Source organism: Bacillus vallismortis, assembly GCF_004116955.1.
GTDB classification, from domain to species: Bacteria; Bacillota; Bacilli; order Bacillales; family Bacillaceae; genus Bacillus; species Bacillus vallismortis.
The window spans coordinates 3,324,102-3,342,500 of sequence record NZ_CP026362.1; the positions used below are offsets into that span (position 1 = coordinate 3,324,102).

Genomic DNA, 18,399 nt, shown 5'->3' on the forward strand with positions numbered 1-18,399 from the left:
ATTTTGTGTTTAACGTGTTACGCATATGTACTTAACATAGCGAGCCCATTATACCACATTTCGATTTGGCAAGTGAAATGCGCCAGCTCTTTCAGCCCGTAAAAAAAGAGCAAAGCGGCGACACGCTTTACTCTTTGTCATTCGGTTTTAATGCATTGAGTACACTTTTCCCCGTGGACTTCAATTTGTACCATGTCCAGTCGAATAATTGATTGATTTCATCAATCTGACCGGTGACTTGTCCAGCAGAGGCCATATACTTTTCGCCATTTACAACGGTTACATCCCCGTCTATTTTGCCTTTAATAATGAGCTTGCCGTTTTTGACAGTCACATCACCTTTGACCGTCTCACCTTCAGGTACGATTACAGTATGATTCTGCACCACAAGATTCGGCTGCTTGGACACGCTGAAGTTATGGTCATTATGCCAGCTGTTTAAAAACCCCCCGCCCATCAAAATGATGAATACCGCAGCAGCTGCGATAACAGGATGGGTTCTGAACCATCTTTTCACAGAAGCTCTTTTCTTCTCCTTAGGCAATTTCGCCATGACATTAGCGGTAAAATCCGCAGGGGCTTCGACATGCGATGTGCTCCGCACGAGCGCTATAGATTTTTCCATCTCATAAAAATGCTTTCTGCATTTCTCGCATGTCTCAAGATGTTCATTTAATACGCGTTCATCTTTCGGAAGGATATCTCCATCAAGATGCATATGCATAAGCTGCACAATTTGTTCAGGACAGCTCATTTCATCACCCCACTTAAAGATCCCTTAATTGTTTTCGAAGAGCCTCTCTCCCTCTGTGAATCCGCGTTTTCACAGTCCCCACAGGAATGTTCAGAATCTCGCCGATTTCAATTAATGAGAGTTCGTCAATATACTTTAATACGATTACTGTTCTGTATTTGTCAGGAAGCTTTAAAATTTTCTGTTGAATCGTGTTTGATAGCTCCAGCGACACTATTGCATCTTCTGGCAAAACTCCGTCTGCGGCGATTTGTGAATACATGGTCAAGCCTTCCGTACCAGCCACCTCTGCATCGAGGTAATAATCCGGCTTCTTTTTGCGAATGCGGTCAATCGTCAAATTGGTCGCAATTCGATAAAGCCAAGTTGAAAATTTCCGGTTCGTATCAAAACTGTCGATATTAACGTACGCCCTGATGAAAGCCTCCTGTGCAATATCCTCCGCCTCATGCACATTGCCGAGCATACGGTAGCAAAGCTGATAAATTTTATCCTTGTAAATATCAACGATGTCCGCAAATGCATTTTGGTCGCCTTTTTTGACTTGCTTAATTCTCTTTTTAATCATCATTTCCATATTTATCTAACCTCTGCCTTCACCGGTCTGTATGTATACGAGCTTCGTTTGAAAAGGTTTCAATTTTTTATAAAATAAGTTTAACAAATTTTTGGCAGGGTGTAGATGGTAATTCGCCAATAAACTACCTTAACATATGATTAAAATTATTATACAGACTGAACAGTTAGAAGTTGGAATAATCATCACAAAAGAAAAAAGACACCTTTTGGTCAAAGGTGTCTGTGACTGGGCTAGCTGGATTCGAACCAACGCATGACGGAGTCAAAGTCCGTTGCCTTACCGCTTGGCTATAGCCCAATAATGGTGGAGGGGGGCAGATTCGAACTGCCGAACCCTGAGGGAGCGGATTTACAGTCCGCCGCGTTTAGCCACTTCGCTACCCCTCCACATAAAATTTTGAAAAAACAGTGCCGGCAAGAGGACTTGAACCCCCAACCTACTGATTACAAGTCAGTTGCTCTACCAATTGAGCTACACCGGCAAGATGGTGGAGGATGACGGGCTCGAACCGCCGACCCTCTGCTTGTAAGGCAGATGCTCTCCCAGCTGAGCTAATCCTCCAAATGGTGACCCGTACGGGATTCGAACCCGTGTTACCGCCGTGAAAGGGCGGTGTCTTAACCGCTTGACCAACGGGCCGTTTGTGTTCTCGTCGAGCTGACAAAAGTTATTATATACAGGTTGACCTCCATTTGTAAAGAGAAAAATTGAATTTTTTATTTTCAAACTTTTTAACCCCTTTTTTAAGTGAAAAAGCCTACCAACATTAGTCATTTATTTTATGATAGAAATAAGCGAATCCGAGGGAGGAGTAACCAAAATGATTCTAGTCAGTTCTTGTCTTGGCGGCATTGAATGCAGATACAACGGCTCTCACGCCGCATCAGAGAAAATCAGAAAACTAGTCGATGAAAAGAAAGCAGTCATGGCTTGCCCTGAGCTTCTCGGCGGCTTCTGCACGCCCCGTGAGCCTGCAGAAATCATCGGAGGCACTGGCGAGGATGTACTCAATGGAACCGCGAAAATCATGACGGCTTCAGGAGAAGATGTAACAGAATTATATATGAAAGGCGCCGCTAAAACATTAGCTTACGCAAGAGAAATCAATGCTTCTGCCGTCATATTAAAAGAAAACAGTCCGTCATGCGGAAGCAATTTTATTTATAATGGCACATTCTCTGGCAGAAAAATCGCCGGCAGGGGAGTGACCGCCGCACTATTAATACAAGCAGGCTACCGCGTCATTTCAGAAAATCAGCTAGACGACATATTGTAAGGAGGCCGCTACATGACTCTAGACATATCTTTATCATTCTATAAACCTGAACATTTGCAGGAACTTCAATCATTCACGTTAAACAACGATGACAAACGCTTTACCTCTCTTCCCAAAGAGGTGCTGACTCAGACCTTAGGCGTAAAAGACCGATATCCGGTTGTCATTCTAAAAAACGATCTGCCGGTCGGCTTTTTCATTCTATATACGTCAAAAGAAACGCTTGCTCCCTATACTAACAATCCATTTGCTTTACTGCTCAGTTCCCTGTCAGTAAACGCTGCACATCATGGAAAAGGCTATGCAAAAAAAGCAATGCTTCAGCTACCCTCGTTTGTGAGCGGTTATTTTCCATGGTGTGATGAAATCATTTTGGCCGTCAATTACCTAAACACACGCGCAAAACAACTTTACATGAAAAGCGGATTCCTGGATAAAGGAAGGAGGAGAATCGGGCCGCTAGGAGAACAGCTGATTCTTCATTATTTCTTATAGTCTCAGATGAAATAAAATTTCAAAAATAAAAAACAGAGTTGAAATACAATGACAGAAATGAATATACTGAATATTGAAATACATTATATTGAAACAGGGGGCATCCTCATGTCAGAACCATTAAACCTTCACCGTCTCACAACGGAATCACGCAATAGCCAAACAGCTGACATCCATAAAGCAAACACACTCGGCATCCTCAAAATGATCAACAACGAAGATTTGAAAGTCGCAGCCGCCGTTCAGCAGGTTCTCCCCAAAATCAAAACAGCTGTAGACTGCGCCTGCGACTCGTTTCAAAATGGGGCCCGGCTCATATACACAGGCGCCGGCACAAGCGGCAGACTCGGTGTCATGGATGCTGTTGAATGTCCTCCCACCTTTAGCGTAAGCCCAGATCAGGTCATTGGAATCATGGCTGGAGGCTCCGAAGCATTTTTGCAGGCAGCAGAGGGCATTGAAGACAGTGAAGAAGCAGGAGCCGAAGATTTAAAAAACATACAGCTTACATCAAACGATACCGTCATTGCCATCGCAGCAAGCGGCCGCACACCTTATGCCGCAGGCGCCCTCACATACGCCCGTAAAGTCGGAGCACATACCATCGCCCTTACCAGTAATGAAAATTCCGCCATCAGCAAGGAAGCTGATCACAGCATTGAGGTTGTCGTCGGACCTGAGGCTATAACCGGATCAACACGTATGAAAGCCGCATCTGCTCATAAAATGATTCTAAACATGATATCCACCGCTGTCATGGTCAAAATCGGCAAGGTTTACGAAAACTTGATGGTAGACGTCAACGTCAGCAACAAAAAACTAAAAGAACGCGCCATCAGCATCATCCAAAGCCTTACAAATGCTTCATACGACACAGCCAGACAAACTCTGGAACAAGCCGATCATCACGTCAAAACGGCAATCGTCATGCTCAAAACAAGCACAGATCAGGAGCAAGCTAAAATATTACTAGATGAAGCAAACGGTTTTATAGACAAAGCTATCGAAAATCACCATTCAGGATAAGGAGAGAACGAGCATGGCAACAGGCGGTATAGCGATCATCCAATCAATGAAGCACAAGCTCCCTCCATCGGAGCGTAAACTTGCGGATTACATCCTAACTCATCCCCACAAAGCAATCGAAAGCACTGTCAGCGAAATCAGCGTCTTAGCCAATTCAAGTGACGCTGCCGTCATCAGGCTCTGCAAATCACTCGGACTAAAGGGCTTTCAAGATTTAAAAATGAGAGTGGCAGGCGATCTGGCAAAGCCTGCTACTCAAGGCTACCGGGACATTTCGCCCCACGAACCGCTGTCCTCCATTTCTGAAAAAGCGGCCGGCAATGCCATCCAGGCCATTCAGGATACTTCAGACCTGATGGACTACAAAAAGCTGGAACAAGCGGTGTCTCTGCTTCTCAAAGCTCATACCGTGCATTTTATCGGCCTCGGGGCTTCCGGCATTGTCGCTAAGGACGCCCAGCAAAAGTGGCTTCGGATTCATAAACAAGCAACCGCGTTCACAGACACTCACCTTGTGGCATCATTAATCGCAAATGCAGATAAGGATGATATCGCATTCGCCATTTCGTTTTCAGGAGAGACCCAGGAAATCATTGAATTGCTCACGATGGCTAAGAAAAAAGGCATCAAAACGATCAGCCTCACACAATTCAGTCAGACATCCGTCTCCGCGCTGGCTGATGTCCCATTGCACACAGCATATTCCAACGAAGCCCTGATTCGAAGTGCAGCCACTTCCTCCCGCCTCGCCCAGCTTTTTATGATTGATGTTTTGTTTTTAGGCATGGCGGCTGAGCGGTACGAAGAAACAACCGGCTATATCGATAAAACAAGAGCAGCCATACAATCTTTGAGAAAAAAATAAGGCAGCTAGAAGAGGAGGGGTTTTGATGAGCAAAGAAAAGAACTACCATCATCTCGCAAAGAAAATCCTTGAGCTATGCGGAGGAACGGGCAATATTTCCTCGTATACGCATTGCATGACGCGTCTGCGTATTACGCCTTACGACAAAAGCAAAGCAGATGCCCATGCTTTAAGAGAGCTTGACGGCGTATTGGGTGTCGTTGAAGCTGAAACCTTACAAATCATTCTCGGAACCGGAGTCGTCAATCATGTCTCAGCCGCTTTCTCGAAGCTCGTGTCAGCTGGAGAAGGTGTGGACGTCAAAGATGCAGCAGCCAAAAAGAAAGCCGACATAAACCGAAAAAACGCCACTCCTTTTAAACGTTTCTTACGTAAAATGGCCAGCATCTTCATCCCTCTTATTCCCGCACTCGTCGCTTCCGGTTTAATTACCGGGATTACCAAGGCAATCATTCAAGCCGGCTGGCTCTCTGCAGAATCACAAGTCGCTGTTATCCTGACAGTCATCGGCTCAGGGTTGTTCACTTATCTCGGCATTCTTGTCGGCATTAACGCATCGAAAGAATTTGGCGGGACACCCGCTCTTGGAGCTCTGGCAGGGATCTTGATTATGAATCCGGAGATCGCAAAGATCAGTTTATTCGGAGAACAGCTTCTTCCGGGCAGGGGAGGTCTGATCGGAGTTCTTTTCGCAGCCATATTCATTGCTTACACTGAACAAAGTATCCGCCGTTTTATTCCTCAATCACTTGATATCATTGTCACCCCAACCGTTTCACTGTTAATCACCGGAATCGTAACATATGTCGTATTTATGCCTTTAGGCGGCTTCATTTCTGATGCTATTACAGACGGTCTTCTGTCCATCTTGGATATCGGCGGCATCGCTGCAGGCTTTATTCTGGGCGCTACCTTTCTTCCCCTCGTCGTGACCGGACTGCATCAAGGCTTGACGCCTGTGCACATGGAACTGATCCATTCAATCGGAAATGATCCTCTGCTCCCTATTTTGGCTATGGGAGGCGCGGGACAGGTAGGCGCGGCCTTTGCCATCTTTGTCAAAACGAAAAAAACAACATTGAGAAAAGCGATCGCCGGAGGACTGCCTTCGGGGCTGCTCGGCATTGGTGAACCGCTGATCTTCGGGGTCACGCTGCCACTTGGACGCCCGTTTCTAACAGCCTGCTTAGGAGCCGGAATCGGCGGCGCCTTTCAAGCTTATTTTCAGATAGCTACCATTGCGATTGGTGTCTCCGGACTGCCGCTTTCCTTTCTCGTCCTATCTTCGCAAATCATTCTGTATATCATCGGACTCTTTATTTCCTACACGGCCGGCTTTTTATTAACGTTTGCGTTTGGCTATAAAGATGAAATGGCTTCTCAGTTCGATTAAATAGTTTCTGTTTTAGGGATAGTAAACAGGATAAACGCAAGGAAAGGAGCAAACCTATGAAAACAAAGACACTTTCCTTATTCAGTGCCATATTCATTCTATCTATACTGGCGCCCAACGAAACCATCGCGCAAACAGCAGATAACCAGATTGAGCCGAAAACCATCAATGCAGAAATTGCACAATTCTCGTCGAAGAAACTAAGGAAGGTTGATCGGATGATAGAACGCGATGTTGAAGCAGGATTTCCTGGCGCTGTTCTTGTCATCGTGAAGGACGGCCGCGTCATTAAAAAAGAAGCGTACGGCTACAGTAAAAAGTACGAAGAATCAGAGCTGTTGCGCCGTCCGGTTAAAATGAGAACCCGCACGATGTTTGACTTAGCCTCAAATACGAAAATGTACGCAACTAATTTCGCATTGCAGCGTTTAGTCAGCCAAGGAAAGCTCGACGTCTATGAAATGGTTTCTGCATATTTGCCTGATTTCAAAGATCAGCCAGGAGACCTTATGAAAGGAAAAGACAAGATTCGTGTCATTGATGTTCTCCAGCACCAATCAGGGCTCCCCGCAAGCTTTTACTTTTACACGCCGGAAAAAGCCGGTATGTACTTTTCTCAGGAGCGGGACAAAACAATTAAATATCTGTCGAAAATTCCGCTCGATTATCAAACAGGGACAAAACACGTATACAGTGACATCGGATACATGATCCTCGGCTGTATTGTCGAAAAGCTCACCGAAAAACCGCTTGATGTCTACGCTGAGCAAGAACTTTACAGACCGTTGGGACTCAAACATACCTTATACAATCCGTTGCAAAAAGGCTTCAAACCGAAGCAGTTCGCAGCGACTGAACGTATGGGCAACACGCGGGACGGCGTTATTCATTTCCCTAACATCCGCACAAACACGCTGCAAGGAGAAGTGCACGACGAAAAAGCGTTTTACTCAATGGGAGGCGTGTCCGGCCATGCTGGATTGTTCTCAAATGCTGATGATATGGCTATTCTGCTGCAGGTCATGTTAAACAAAGGATCATACCGAAACGTTTCTTTATTTGATCAGTACACAGCCGACCTGTTTACAGCCCCTTCAGCAACAGATCCAACATACGCTCTTGGCTGGCGGCGAAACGGAAATAAAAGCATGGAATGGATGTTTGGCCCTTACGCCAGCGAACATGCTTATGGACATACCGGATGGACAGGGACAGTTACAATCATTGATCCTACTTACAATTTAGGCATCGCATTGTTAACAAACAAAAAGCATTCACCAGTTGCTGATCCAGAGGAAAATCCAAATGGGTTTGAGGGCGATCAATTTCCAACAGGCAGTTATGGAAGCGTCATTACCGCGATCTATAAAGCGATGGAATGAATGATTCGACGATAGGAGGAAGCTTTCTATGAAAACCGTATTTCCGCTTATCCTTTCAACCGTTCTCTTTCTATCATGTTTTCTCGGCGTCAGCCAGACAATAGCTGCTTCAGCCAGCAGCTCAGCTGACGCCAAGCAGCTTGTCAATCGCATGACGTTAGATGAAAAACTCGGCCAGATGTTGATGCCGGATTTTAGAAATTGGCAAAAAGAAGGCGTTTCTTCTCCTCAAGCCTTTACAGAAATGAATGAAGAAGTCGCTAGTCTTATCAACAAATATCATTTCGGCGGCGTGATCCTTTTTGCAGAAAACGTAAAAACAACAAAGCAAACCGTTCAATTGACAGACGCTTACCAAAGGGCCAGCCCCAACATCCCGCTCATTCTGAGTATTGATCAGGAAGGCGGCATTGTTACGAGATTAGGGGAGGGGACTAATTTCCCGGGGAATATGGCACTGGGTGCTGCCAGAAGCAGAATCAATGCCTACCAGACTGGCACCATCATTGGGAAAGAGCTTTCTGCCTTAGGCATTAATACAAATTTCAGCCCTGTCATGGACATTAATAATAATCCTGATAATCCGGTGATTGGCGTACGGTCATTCAGCTCGAATCGGAACCTGACAGCACGACTCGGTTTATATACGATGAAAGGGCTGCAGCGGCAAGATATCGCCTCTGCCCTCAAACATTTCCCGGGACATGGAGACACGGACGTTGACAGCCATTACGGACTGCCTCTTGTTTCCCATAGTCAAGAACGCCTTCGTGAGATCGAGCTCTATCCCTTTCAAAGAGCTATTGATGCCGGTGCTGATATGGTGATGACAGCTCACGTTCAATTTCCTGCCTTTGATGACACCACGTACAAAAGCAAACTCGATGGATCGGACATTCTGGTTCCGGCGACACTCTCGAAAAAGGTGATGACCGGTCTTCTTCGTCAGGAAATGGGCTTTGACGGCGTCATCGTTACCGATGCCCTCAATATGAAAGCAATCGCAGATCATTTCGGCCAGGAAGAGGCTGTGGTCATGGCTGTAAAAGCGGGCGTCGATATTGCCTTAATGCCCGCCTCAGTTACTTCTCTGAAAGAAGAACAGAAATTCGCACGTGTTATTCAAGCGTTAAAAGAAACAGTGAAAAACGGAGACATTCCTGAACTTCAAATCAACAAATCAGTTGAAAGAATCATTTCCCTGAAAATAAAACGCGGTATGTATCCAGCTCGAAACGATGACAGCATAAAAGAAAAAATAGACAAAGCCCAGAAAATCGTAGGAAGTAAACATCACCTGAAAGCGGAGAAAAAAATAGCTGAAAAAGCAGTGACCGTATTAAAAAATGAACAGCACACCTTGCCGTTCAAGCCTAAAAAAGACAGCCGGATCTTAATTGTCGCGCCTTACGAAGAACAAACGGCTTCGATTGAACAAACCATTCACGATCTCGTCAAGCGAAAGAAAATCAAACCCGTGTCCCTCAGCAAAATGAATTTTGCCAACCAAGTATTTAATGCCGAGCATGAAAAACAAGTAAAAGAGGCTGATTATATCATAACCGGATCTTATGTCGTGAAAAATGACCCTGTCGTCAACGACGGTGTCATCGACGACACCATATCGGATTCAAGCAAATGGTCCACCGTATTTCCGAGAGCTGTCATGAAGACTGCACTGCAGCACAACAAACCATTTGTCTTAATGAGCCTGCGCAACCCATATGATGCAGCCAATTTTGAAGAATCTAAGGCGCTCATAGCTGTCTATGGATTTAAAGGGTACGCGAATGGCCGTTATCTACAACCCAATATTCCCGCCGGAGTTATGGCGATATTCGGCCAGGCAAAACCTAAAGGCACACTTCCAGTCGACATTCCGTCAGTCACGAAACCGGGAGACATCCTGTATCCATATGGCTACGGTTTAAATATCAAAACGGGAAAACCGCTCTAATAAGGAGGGACACATGAGAAAAACAATATTCGCATTTCTCACAGGGTTCATTATGTTTGGAACGATAACGGCTGCCTCAGCATCACCCGATTCCAAGAATCAAACAGTTAAAAAACCTAAAGTCCAGACCGGTATAGATACGCTTTTGCCAGCTTATAAAAAACAGCTCAAAGGAAAAAGAGTCGGATTCATCACCAATCCAACAGGCGTAAATGCATCTTTGAAAAGCAGTGTCGATATTCTTTATGAAAACCCAGATATCAAACTGACAGCGTTATTCGGCCCTGAGCACGGCGTCCGCGGCGACGCTCAGGCAGGAGACGAAATTGGCTCTTACATTGATGAAAAAACCGGGATTCCCGTATATAGCCTTTACGGGAAAACGAAAAAACCGACACCAGAGATGCTGAGAAATGTCGATGTTCTTATGTTTGACATTCAGGATGTCGGGACCCGTTACTACACGTACATTTATACAATGGCCTACGCCATGGAAGCCGCTAAAGAAAATGACATTCCTTTTATGGTGCTGGACCGCCCCAATCCTCAAGGCGGAAAACATATTGAAGGGCCAGTCTTAGAACCTGAATACGCTTCATTTGTCGGACTGTATCCCATTCCGCTAAAGCACGGAATGACCATAGGTGAATTGGCTGTACTGTTCAACAAAGAATTTGACATTGGTGCCGATCTCACAGTAGTGAAAATGAAACATTGGAAACGAAAAATGGATTTTAACGATACCCGACTGCCTTTCGTCCTCCCTTCACCGAACATGCCGACTGTGGAAAGTACATTTGTTTATCCCGCAACCGGTCTGATTGAAGGAACAAATATATCCGAAGGGCGGGGTACCACAAAGCCATTCGAATTCATTGGGGCTCCCTTTATCAAAAGTACCGAGCTTGAAGAAATATTGAACAGTAACAATCTGCCTGGCGTGACATTCAGAGCAGCTTCATTCACACCGACGTTTTCTAAATATCAGGGAACGCTTTGCCATGGTGTGCAGCTCTATGTGACAGACAGAGAAACGTTTGAAGCGACCAGAACAGGTCTATCACTCATTAAAACCCTACATGATCTCTATCCTGAGGATTTTGAGTTCCTTTCAACAGGGTCATTTGATAAACTGGCAGGCAACGGCTGGATCAAAACAGAAATTGAAAATGGCACTTCTATAGAAGACATCATAGATCGCTATGAAAAACCACTCAAACAATTCAGCAAAACAAGAAAAAAATATCTCATCTATTAAGACGTAAGCATCGTATGTTACACGTGTAACATATTCTTACCGAACAAAAGACCCTTACGTTCAAACGAGAGTAAGGGTTTTTTCATGACAAAAACCCACCCGCTTCATATAGGAAAACTTTCATTTATTTGGTACAATTCAATTGAAAATGATTATCAATTGAATGTTTCTGAAAAGGTGGTCTACTCTTGCAAAATACAGTCATTTATCATCCGATACAAATTGAATATCTTAAAAAAACAAGCGATCTCTTCTCAGAACAGCAATTAGCCGATTCATTCGTGCTGATCTTTCATTTAAGAGGAAACGGTCATATTTCGATCGGAACAAGTATCAACCCTCTGCAAAAAAAGACACTTTATGTTTGTCCGCCTAATGAGACCTTCGGCTTTTCACCTTCAGCCGAGGGAGATATAGATACTTGTCTGATCAGGCTTCAAAGCTATATCCAGAATTCCAGACAAGATCTCTTAGCGCCATATACAGATACGGAACTAGCCAAACTGAAGCATGTGAATGTTTCACCTATCGAAAACCTAGCAGCCCGGCTACATGAGCTTGCAGCGCTGTGGAGTGAGTCGTCTCATCTTTCTCAGTTAAAATGTGTGATTGAAGTACAAAGCCTGATTTATGACCTCTTCACTGCCAGTTTATCTGATCAGACGGATACACATTCAGCCATCGAAAAAACAAAGCAATACATCGAAACCCATGCCCATACAAAAATGACTCTTGCCCAGTTGTCGCAAATGGCGGGAATCAGCGCCAAACACTACAGCGAAACCTTTAAAAAACGGACGGGCCAGAGCGTAACAGAATTTATCACAAAAACGCGAATCACCCGAGCAAAACGGCTCATGGCAAGATCAAACTGCAAATTAAAAGAAATCGCTCATCAAACAGGCTATCAAGATGAGTTTTATTTCAGCAGAATCTTTAAAAAGCATACAGGCTGTTCACCTACAAGCTATATGAAAAATCGCCGAAAAAAAATTGCCGCATACGGAAAGGGCACAATGGGCCATCTCATCCCACTGAATCACATACCGATTGCGGCCGCACTCCATCCGAAGTGGACGTCTTACTACTATCAGCATTATTCGGCAGATATACCCGTCCATCTCAGCGCATACCGGTCTAATGAAAAATGGGAAGAAAACCTGCAGATGTTAGCTCAGGCTGAACCCGATGTGGTTTTCAGCATGGATTCCATTTCTCCAGAAGAACAAAATAAGCTCAATCGCATCGCAAAAGTCATATATCTTCCTTCAGAAGAAAGCTGGAGAAATCACTTTCTGCAAACTTCCTTATTCTTAAGGGAAGAGTCCGAAGCAGAAAAGTGGCTTGCGGCTTATGACCAGCAAACGGAGACTGCAAAAAAAATACTTCACCACACCCAAGGCCTGCGTTTTCTGTTTCTGAGGCTGCACAAGCAAAACTTCTATCCGGCACATCATCGAAGCGTCCGTGAAGTCTTTTTTGGAGATTTAGGATTCAACTCCGCATTAACAGCAGACACGCCTTCAGAGCAAGCGATTCCGTTAGAAAATATCGCAAACTGCGAAGCTGACTGCATCATGCTTTTTCTATTTAAAGAGCCTGAAACCATCGCTTACTTCAAGCAATTACAGCAGACAGAAGTGTGGCAAAACCTAAGCGCGGTGCGTAACAAACGAGTTTATCTTCTATCCTTCGACCCTTGGAATGAATACTCGGCTTTCGGGCACGAACGGATCGTAAAGCAAGCCATTTCTTTACTATCCGGTGAAAGTCCATGATAAATATGAATTTTATCCATGGTGTTATATCCGTTCATTCTCTATAATTCCAATTGATAATAGTTATCAATTGAACAGGAGGCTCTATAGATGAAAAAGATTTCTCTTACCTTATTAATCTTGCTTCTCGCGCTAACGGCGGCAGCTTGCGGCAGCAAAAACGAATCGACTGCCAGCAAGGCAAGCGGTTCAGCATCTGAGAAGAAGACTATTGAATACCTGGATAAAACCTATGAAGTATCTGTACCAACAGACAAAATTGCCATTACGGGAAGCGTCGAATCAATGGAAGACGCGAAACTGCTTGACGTTCATCCGCAAGGCGCGATTTCATTTTCCGGCAAGTTCCCTGATATGTACAAAGATATCACTGATAATGCCCAACCAACCGGAGAAAAAATGGAGCCAAACATTGAAAAAATTCTTGAAATGAAGCCAGATGTCATCCTTGCTTCAACAAAGTTCCCGGAAAAAACACTGCAAAAAATCAGCACAGCCGGCACGACAATCCCGGTCTCTCATATCTCTTCAAACTGGAAAGAAAACATGATGCTGCTTGCCCAGCTGACTGGAAAAGAGAAAAAGGCGAAAACAATCATTGCAGACTATGAACAGGATCTAAAAGAAACAAAAACAAAAATCAGCGATAAAGCAAAAGATTCAAAAGCGCTTGTCATTAGAATCAGACAAGGCAACATTTACATTTATCCTGAACAGGTGTACTTCAACTCCACTCTATATGGTGACTTAGGCCTTAAAGCGCCGGACGAAGTAAAAGCGGCAAAAGCGCAGGAGCTGATTTCGTTAGAAAAATTAAGCGAAATGGACCCGGACCATATCTTCGTCCAATTTTCTGATGATGAAAATGCAGACAAACCTGAAGCGTTAAAAGATTTAGAGAAGAATCCAATCTGGAAAAGCCTTAAAGCAGTCAAAGAAGATCATGTGTACGTCAACTCAGTGGATCCTCTCGCACAAGGCGGCACAGCGTGGAGCAAAGTCCGCTTCCTGAAAGCGGCTGCTGAAAAATTGACACAAAACTAATTCAGAGTAGGTTTTTTGTATGTATTCAAAACAGTGGACACGTATCATATTGATTACTTCTCCATTTGCTATCGCACTATCGCTGTTGCTTTCGATCCTATACGGCGCGAAGCATCTAAACACAGATATTGTTTTTACATCTCTTATTCATTTCGATCCGGGAAATACAGACCATCAAATTATATGGCATTCTCGGATTCCAAGGGCTGCCGGCGCTCTGCTCATAGGGGCAGCCCTTGCTGTTTCTGGAGCGCTTATGCAAGGCATTACACGAAATTATTTAGCTTCGCCTTCTATTATGGGCGTCTCAGATGGTTCTGCGTTTATTATCACGCTTTGTATGGTTCTGCTCCCGCAATCGTCTTCGTTTGAAATGATCATTTACTCTTTTATCGGCTCAGCATTAGGAGCTGTGTTAGTATTCAGCCTTGCCGCCATGATGCCTAACGGGTTTTCCCCCGTACAGCTTGCCATCATCGGCACAGTCACAAGCATGCTGCTCAGCAGTTTATCAGCGGCCATGTCAATTTATTTTCAAATTTCACAGGATCTCAGTTTCTGGTACAGTGCCAGACTTCATCAAATGAGTCCGGATTTCCTGAAGCTAGCCGCTCCGTTTTTCCTAATTGGCATCGTGATAGCCGTTTCTCTCAGCAAAAAGGTGACCGCTGTATCATTAGGCGAAGACATTTCTAAAAGCCTGGGACAAAAGAAAAAAACCATTAAGATCATGGCGATGCTTTCTGTCATCATTTTAACCGGCAGTGCCGTAGCGCTCGCCGGTAAAATTGCGTTTGTCGGATTGGTTGTTCCGCATATCACAAGATTTCTTGTTGGCTCAGATTACAGCAGGCTGATTCCGTGTTCATGCATTTTGGGCGGAGTCTTTTTAACCTTGTGTGATCTCGCAAGCAGATTTATCAATTATCCGTTTGAAACACCGATTGAAGTCGTGACATCCATAATCGGTGTGCCTTTCTTCCTTTATTTGATTAAACGAAAAGGAGGGGAGCAAAATGGCTAAAAAATATGCCTTATTCATTGCTTTGGTTCTCGTTGTCAGCTATTTCAGCTTAACGAGCGGATCATTTTCCGTTCGTCCTGCTGAGCTGCTCTCCACTCTTTTTCAGATTGATCCGAATCCGCAGTATGAAATTTTGCTGTTCGATTTAAGACTGCCGCGAATTGTCATGGCGGCCATTATTGGACTCGGTCTGGGCATTGCGGGCGCCGTCATCCAAGCCATCACACGTAACGGCCTCGCAGACCCTGGAATACTCGGGATCAACGCGGGGGCGGGAGCTGGGATAGTCGCGTTTATGCTCTTGTTCCAAGGCCAAAAAGAAGTGACATCCTTAGCTGCGGCGATGGGAATGCCGATCTTCGGATTGTTAGGCGGACTGATTGCAGCGATCCTGATTTACATATTTGCATGGCATAGAGGCAACCTAGATTCAGGAAGAATTATTCTAGTGGGAATCGCGATCAATTCTGGATTCAGCGCCCTGTCTTTGTTTTTATCATTAAAAATGGACCCGCAAGACTATCAAATGGCCATGGTGTGGAAAAACGGAAGCATCTGGTCTGCCAATTGGACTTACATCACAGCCGTCCTCCCATGGATGCTGCTGTTTATCCCTATTCTTATCGGGAAGTCCCGCTTGCTGGACACCATTCGTTTTGATGAAGACACAGTCAGAAGCCTCGGTATTTCATCAAATAGGGAAAAAACCATCCTGCTCGTCGCCTGTGTAGCAATCATCAGCGCCTGTGTCTCCGTAGCGGGAAGCATGGCGTTTGTCGGCTTAATTGCTCCTCATATTTCAAGGAGACTGGCTGGTGTCGAACATCGTGACATCCTGCCGCTGAGCGGTGTAATCGGCATGCTGCTAGTCATAAGTGCAGACTTTGCCGGAAAGCTGTTTTTTCAGCCAGCGGAAGTGCCCGCAGGAATCATTTTGGCGATCCTCGGTGTTCCTTATTTCTTATATCTGCTTTTCAAGCAAAAAAAGGGGGGGAATGCTTGAACGGATCCCTCTCAGAACACAAAGCCGGCAAAAGGAGGTTCAATTTGTACCTCCCTCCTTCCTACAACCCAAACAGCAGAAGATTTCCTCCTGTTTACGTGCAGGATGGAAATTCTTTATTTCAAGACCAAATCAAAGTATTAGAAAGCGCATTTCAACAGCGAACGCTCCCAGAACTCGTCCTGATTGGTATCGAACCTGAAAACCGGCTGGATGAATACACCCCTTGGCCAGCTGCTTCGCTTAGTGATCGGTTCCCAGACTTCGGAGGCATGGGTTATCACTATCTGTCTGACATCATAAACCGGCTCATTCCATTTATTGAAGCCAACTGGAACGTTAGCAGAGAATCTAGAGGGTTGATCGGCTCCTCATTAGGAGGCCTCATCTCAATGTTCGCTTTATTAAAGCATGCGTCAGTGTTTGAAAAGATAGGCTCTATCTCAGGCTCCTATTGGTATGAGAACACAGTGGAAACCATTCGTTCATCTTCTTTAAAGCCCGGCACTGCACGTGTCTTTATGTCTGTCGGCAGTGAAGAAGGCCGTGAAAAACAATCCATTCAGCGACATATGCTACAGAATACAAAGCAAGTGCATCAAAGTTTAAAAGAAAAAGGCTTCACTGAAGATCAGCTGTGTCTTTCAATAGAAAAAGGGGCAGTGCACCACCACAAGTACTTCTCCGAACAGTTCATCATCGCGCTCGAATGGCTATACGGAAAAACCCGCTCACACAATTGAGCGGGTTTTTCATGCTTTCTGCAATACAGGTTTTAACTCAAAACGATTCAGCATATAGCCAAACAAAGCAGCCAGAATCTGCTGAAACAACATGCCGATCACCACCGGAACGGCAACCTGAGACGGAAAGAACGTAACGGCAAGAACTGCGCCGGCACTAATATTTCTCATGCCTCCCGTAAAAATAAGAGATACAATTTCCTCCTGGCGCCTTTTCATCATTTTTCCGATCAGCCAAGCAACAGCATAGCCTGTTAACGCGATAAAGAAAACCGTCGCCGCTATTCCTACGAATCTCCAATCAACGGCTTTGAAATAAGGGGCAATCGCAGCACTGTTAATCGCAATCACTGCCATCAGGCAAAGTTTTGAAAAAGGAGACAGCATACTGCTCATAGATGCAGTTCTTTCTGGAGATGACATCTGATTAAACAGCATACCCAGAAAAGAAGGAATCACGACCATCACAATCAACCCTTTCATCATTCCCCACACATCCATATGAACCTGAGCGCCTGCTAGCAATGAAAGGCTCAGCGGAACGATCAACGGAGACAGTACCGTATCAACTAAGATAATTGAAAGCGTCAATCCGACATTCCCTTTGTACATCGCTGCCCAAATCAAGCTTGTAATCCCCGTAGGAATCACAACAGCCAATGTTAAGCCGGTGATCGTCAAAGGATCGCCTTTAAAGATAAGATGGCCGCTGCCCCAAGCAAAAAGCGGCATAAAAATATGAAGAACAAATAATGCAAGAATCATAGGAAGGGGATGTGACAATGCGTGCCTCAATGATTGAAAGTTAGCGCTCAAACTGCCTGCAAACGTAATAAAAGCAAAGATCCAAGGCACAGCGCTTTCATACCCATTTAAAAATTGAGCCAGCAGCACGCCCAGCACCACGCTAGTCGGCGTTAAAAGCGGCATCACCCTCCCCAATATACGGTTAAGCTTCTGAAGCATCATACGCAAGTCCCCTATTTACATTTCTTTTCTCTCTATTATATCAATGCTGTTCAGCCGTATGTTATATAAAAAAGCCCAGATCTCATCAATCTGGACTTTCACACTTTATGTCATTTGCTTCATAAGAGCTTTACTAGCTTTATTTAAACCCTTTACTTCAGCTTCAATTCCTTGCTCTTTAAACTTCGCAACAATCTTATCAAGCGCCGCCGCTCCTGAATCATCCCATACGTGGGCCTCAGTTAAGTCAATCACGACTCGCTCAATATCTTCTTGGTAAATAAACGCATTCGTAAGATCAGTCACTGAGGCAAAAAAGATTTGTCCCTTTACTCGATACGTTCTCAGCTTTTGATCCTCTGCATGAGAAACGATTTTCAGCTTTGAGATTTTCGCCACAAAGAACACCGCACTTAAGATAACGCCGACGAATACACCTTTAGATAAGTCATCCGTCACCACAACCGTAATCACAGTCACAATCATGACAATAGAGTCAGTGAGCGGCGCTTTCTTGAGGCCTTTTAAAGAAGACCAATCAAATGTACCGACAGAAACCATAACCATAACGGCCACTAACGCAGCCATTGGAATTTTCATGACGACAGTACTCAAGATGGCAATTAAAAACATCAGAAAAGCACCGGCAACAAATGCTGATAAGCGCCCGCGCCCGCCAGCTTTTGTATTAATGACAGATTGTCCGATCATAGCGCAGCCTGCCATGCCGCCAAAGAATCCAGTCACGATATTCGCAATTCCCTGTCCGCGGCTCTCTTTATTTTTATCACTGTCCGTATCCGTCATTTCATCAATAATCTGTGCTGTCAGCAAAGATTCAAGTAATCCGAC

17 protein-coding genes and 5 tRNA genes (1 of these 22 cut by a window edge) are annotated in these 18,399 nt (G+C 44.7%); 13 read left to right on the forward strand and 9 right to left on the reverse strand.

Annotated elements, in window-relative coordinates; all coding sequences use genetic code 11:
- Positions 1-127: 127 nt before the first annotated feature.
- The 7 genes from rsiW to BV11031_RS17480 form a co-directional block, all read right to left on the reverse strand.
- Entirely contained in the window at positions 128-754 is a 627-nt protein-coding gene (rsiW, locus tag BV11031_RS17450; protein ID WP_010331475.1) for an anti-sigma-W factor RsiW, read from the reverse strand.
- Between the two features lie 13 nt (positions 755-767).
- Entirely contained in the window at positions 768-1,331 is a 564-nt protein-coding gene (gene sigW, locus BV11031_RS17455) for an RNA polymerase sigma factor SigW (protein ID WP_010331476.1), read from the reverse strand.
- Positions 1,332-1,559: 228 nt separating this feature from the next.
- Positions 1,560-1,631 (reverse strand) — tRNA-Gln (locus BV11031_RS17460).
- A 4-nt stretch (positions 1,632-1,635) separates the two neighbouring features.
- Positions 1,636-1,720: transfer RNA gene (locus BV11031_RS17465), tRNA-Tyr, on the reverse strand.
- A gap of 22 nt (positions 1,721-1,742) precedes the next feature.
- Positions 1,743-1,815: transfer RNA gene (locus BV11031_RS17470), tRNA-Thr, on the reverse strand.
- 4 nt (positions 1,816-1,819) lie between these two features.
- Positions 1,820-1,895, reverse strand: a tRNA-Val gene (locus BV11031_RS17475).
- Between the two features lie 3 nt (positions 1,896-1,898).
- A tRNA-Glu gene (locus BV11031_RS17480) sits at positions 1,899-1,973 on the reverse strand.
- 181 nt (positions 1,974-2,154) lie between these two features.
- Between BV11031_RS17480 and BV11031_RS17485 the strand changes: the two genes are divergently transcribed.
- The 13 genes from BV11031_RS17485 (at position 2,155) to BV11031_RS17550 (ending at position 16,578) form a co-directional block, all read left to right on the forward strand.
- Positions 2,155-2,610 (forward strand): 2-thiouracil desulfurase family protein, encoded by a 456-nt coding sequence (locus BV11031_RS17485; RefSeq protein WP_010331477.1) that lies wholly within the window; start codon positions 2,155-2,157, stop codon positions 2,608-2,610.
- Positions 2,611-2,622: 12 nt separating this feature from the next.
- On the forward strand, positions 2,623-3,105 hold the full coding sequence (locus BV11031_RS17490) for a GNAT family N-acetyltransferase (RefSeq protein WP_010330386.1): 483 nt from the start codon (positions 2,623-2,625) through the stop codon (positions 3,103-3,105).
- A gap of 108 nt (positions 3,106-3,213) precedes the next feature.
- Positions 3,214-4,131 (forward strand): N-acetylmuramic acid 6-phosphate etherase, encoded by a 918-nt coding sequence (gene murQ / locus BV11031_RS17495; RefSeq protein WP_010331478.1) that lies wholly within the window; start codon positions 3,214-3,216, stop codon positions 4,129-4,131.
- Between the two features lie 13 nt (positions 4,132-4,144).
- Positions 4,145-4,996: a MurR/RpiR family transcriptional regulator gene (locus BV11031_RS17500; protein WP_010331479.1), complete on the forward strand. Its 852-nt coding sequence runs from the start codon at positions 4,145-4,147 to the stop codon at positions 4,994-4,996.
- 25 nt (positions 4,997-5,021) lie between these two features.
- Positions 5,022-6,389, forward strand: a complete 1,368-nt coding sequence (locus BV11031_RS17505) for a PTS transporter subunit EIIC (RefSeq protein ID WP_010331480.1) — start codon at positions 5,022-5,024, stop codon at positions 6,387-6,389.
- Between the two features lie 56 nt (positions 6,390-6,445).
- Positions 6,446-7,771, forward strand: coding sequence for a penicillin binding protein PBP4B (gene pbp4b, locus BV11031_RS17510; RefSeq protein WP_010331481.1), 1,326 nt, complete (start codon positions 6,446-6,448; stop codon positions 7,769-7,771).
- Positions 7,772-7,799: 28 nt separating this feature from the next.
- A complete protein-coding gene (locus BV11031_RS17515; protein ID WP_010331482.1) occupies positions 7,800-9,728 on the forward strand; it encodes a glycoside hydrolase family 3 protein in 1,929 nt (642 codons plus the stop codon).
- A 13-nt stretch (positions 9,729-9,741) separates the two neighbouring features.
- Complete coding sequence (locus tag BV11031_RS17520) at positions 9,742-10,986, forward strand: exo-beta-N-acetylmuramidase NamZ family protein (RefSeq protein ID WP_010331483.1); 1,245 nt, start codon at positions 9,742-9,744, stop codon at positions 10,984-10,986.
- 188 nt (positions 10,987-11,174) lie between these two features.
- Entirely contained in the window at positions 11,175-12,764 is a 1,590-nt protein-coding gene (gene btr, locus BV11031_RS17530) for a bacillibactin transport transcriptional regulator Btr (RefSeq protein ID WP_010331484.1), read from the forward strand.
- A gap of 90 nt (positions 12,765-12,854) precedes the next feature.
- Complete coding sequence (feuA, locus tag BV11031_RS17535) at positions 12,855-13,808, forward strand: iron ABC transporter substrate-binding protein FeuA (protein ID WP_010331485.1); 954 nt, start codon at positions 12,855-12,857, stop codon at positions 13,806-13,808.
- A 19-nt stretch (positions 13,809-13,827) separates the two neighbouring features.
- Positions 13,828-14,832: a FecCD family ABC transporter permease gene (locus tag BV11031_RS17540; protein ID WP_010331486.1), complete on the forward strand. Its 1,005-nt coding sequence runs from the start codon at positions 13,828-13,830 to the stop codon at positions 14,830-14,832.
- Positions 14,825-15,835, forward strand: coding sequence for an iron ABC transporter permease FeuC (gene feuC / locus BV11031_RS17545; RefSeq protein ID WP_010331487.1), 1,011 nt, complete (start codon positions 14,825-14,827; stop codon positions 15,833-15,835). The genes BV11031_RS17540 and feuC overlap by 8 nt, the downstream gene beginning before the upstream one ends.
- Positions 15,832-16,578, forward strand: a complete 747-nt coding sequence (locus BV11031_RS17550; protein ID WP_010331488.1) for an alpha/beta hydrolase — start codon at positions 15,832-15,834, stop codon at positions 16,576-16,578. Before feuC ends, BV11031_RS17550 begins: the two co-directional genes overlap by 4 nt.
- Positions 16,579-16,587: 9 nt before the next feature.
- Here the strand turns inward: BV11031_RS17550 and BV11031_RS17555 are convergent, their stop codons facing one another.
- Positions 16,588-17,508, reverse strand: coding sequence for a bile acid:sodium symporter family protein (locus BV11031_RS17555; RefSeq protein WP_082246426.1), 921 nt, complete (start codon positions 17,506-17,508; stop codon positions 16,588-16,590).
- A 144-nt stretch (positions 17,509-17,652) separates the two neighbouring features.
- A protein-coding gene (locus BV11031_RS17560; RefSeq protein WP_010331490.1) for a SulP family inorganic anion transporter crosses the window boundary here: on the reverse strand, positions 17,653-18,399 show its 3' portion. It continues 690 nt past the right edge of the window; only the last 747 of its 1,437 coding nucleotides appear in the window; the start codon falls outside the window, past its right edge; the stop codon is at positions 17,653-17,655.

Coding starts and splice junctions, on each gene's coding strand:
- BV11031_RS17540 (WP_010331486.1), top strand. CDS start 13,828: ATGTATTCAAAACAGTGGACACGTATCATATTGATTACTTCTCCATTT.
- BV11031_RS17490 (WP_010330386.1), top strand. CDS start 2,623: ATGACTCTAGACATATCTTTATCATTCTATAAACCTGAACATTTGCAG.
- BV11031_RS17520 (WP_010331483.1), top strand. CDS start 9,742: ATGAGAAAAACAATATTCGCATTTCTCACAGGGTTCATTATGTTTGGA.
- feuC (WP_010331487.1), top strand. CDS start 14,825: ATGGCTAAAAAATATGCCTTATTCATTGCTTTGGTTCTCGTTGTCAGC.
- BV11031_RS17500 (WP_010331479.1), top strand. CDS start 4,145: ATGGCAACAGGCGGTATAGCGATCATCCAATCAATGAAGCACAAGCTC.
- murQ (WP_010331478.1), top strand. CDS start 3,214: ATGTCAGAACCATTAAACCTTCACCGTCTCACAACGGAATCACGCAAT.
- BV11031_RS17555 (WP_082246426.1), bottom strand. CDS start 17,508: ATGCCGCTTTTAACGCCGACTAGCGTGGTGCTGGGCGTGCTGCTGGCT.
- BV11031_RS17485 (WP_010331477.1), top strand. CDS start 2,155: ATGATTCTAGTCAGTTCTTGTCTTGGCGGCATTGAATGCAGATACAAC.
- sigW (WP_010331476.1), bottom strand. CDS start 1,331: ATGGAAATGATGATTAAAAAGAGAATTAAGCAAGTCAAAAAAGGCGAC.
- feuA (WP_010331485.1), top strand. CDS start 12,855: ATGAAAAAGATTTCTCTTACCTTATTAATCTTGCTTCTCGCGCTAACG.
- pbp4b (WP_010331481.1), top strand. CDS start 6,446: ATGAAAACAAAGACACTTTCCTTATTCAGTGCCATATTCATTCTATCT.
- rsiW (WP_010331475.1), bottom strand. CDS start 754: ATGAGCTGTCCTGAACAAATTGTGCAGCTTATGCATATGCATCTTGAT.
- BV11031_RS17515 (WP_010331482.1), top strand. CDS start 7,800: ATGAAAACCGTATTTCCGCTTATCCTTTCAACCGTTCTCTTTCTATCA.
- BV11031_RS17505 (WP_010331480.1), top strand. CDS start 5,022: ATGAGCAAAGAAAAGAACTACCATCATCTCGCAAAGAAAATCCTTGAG.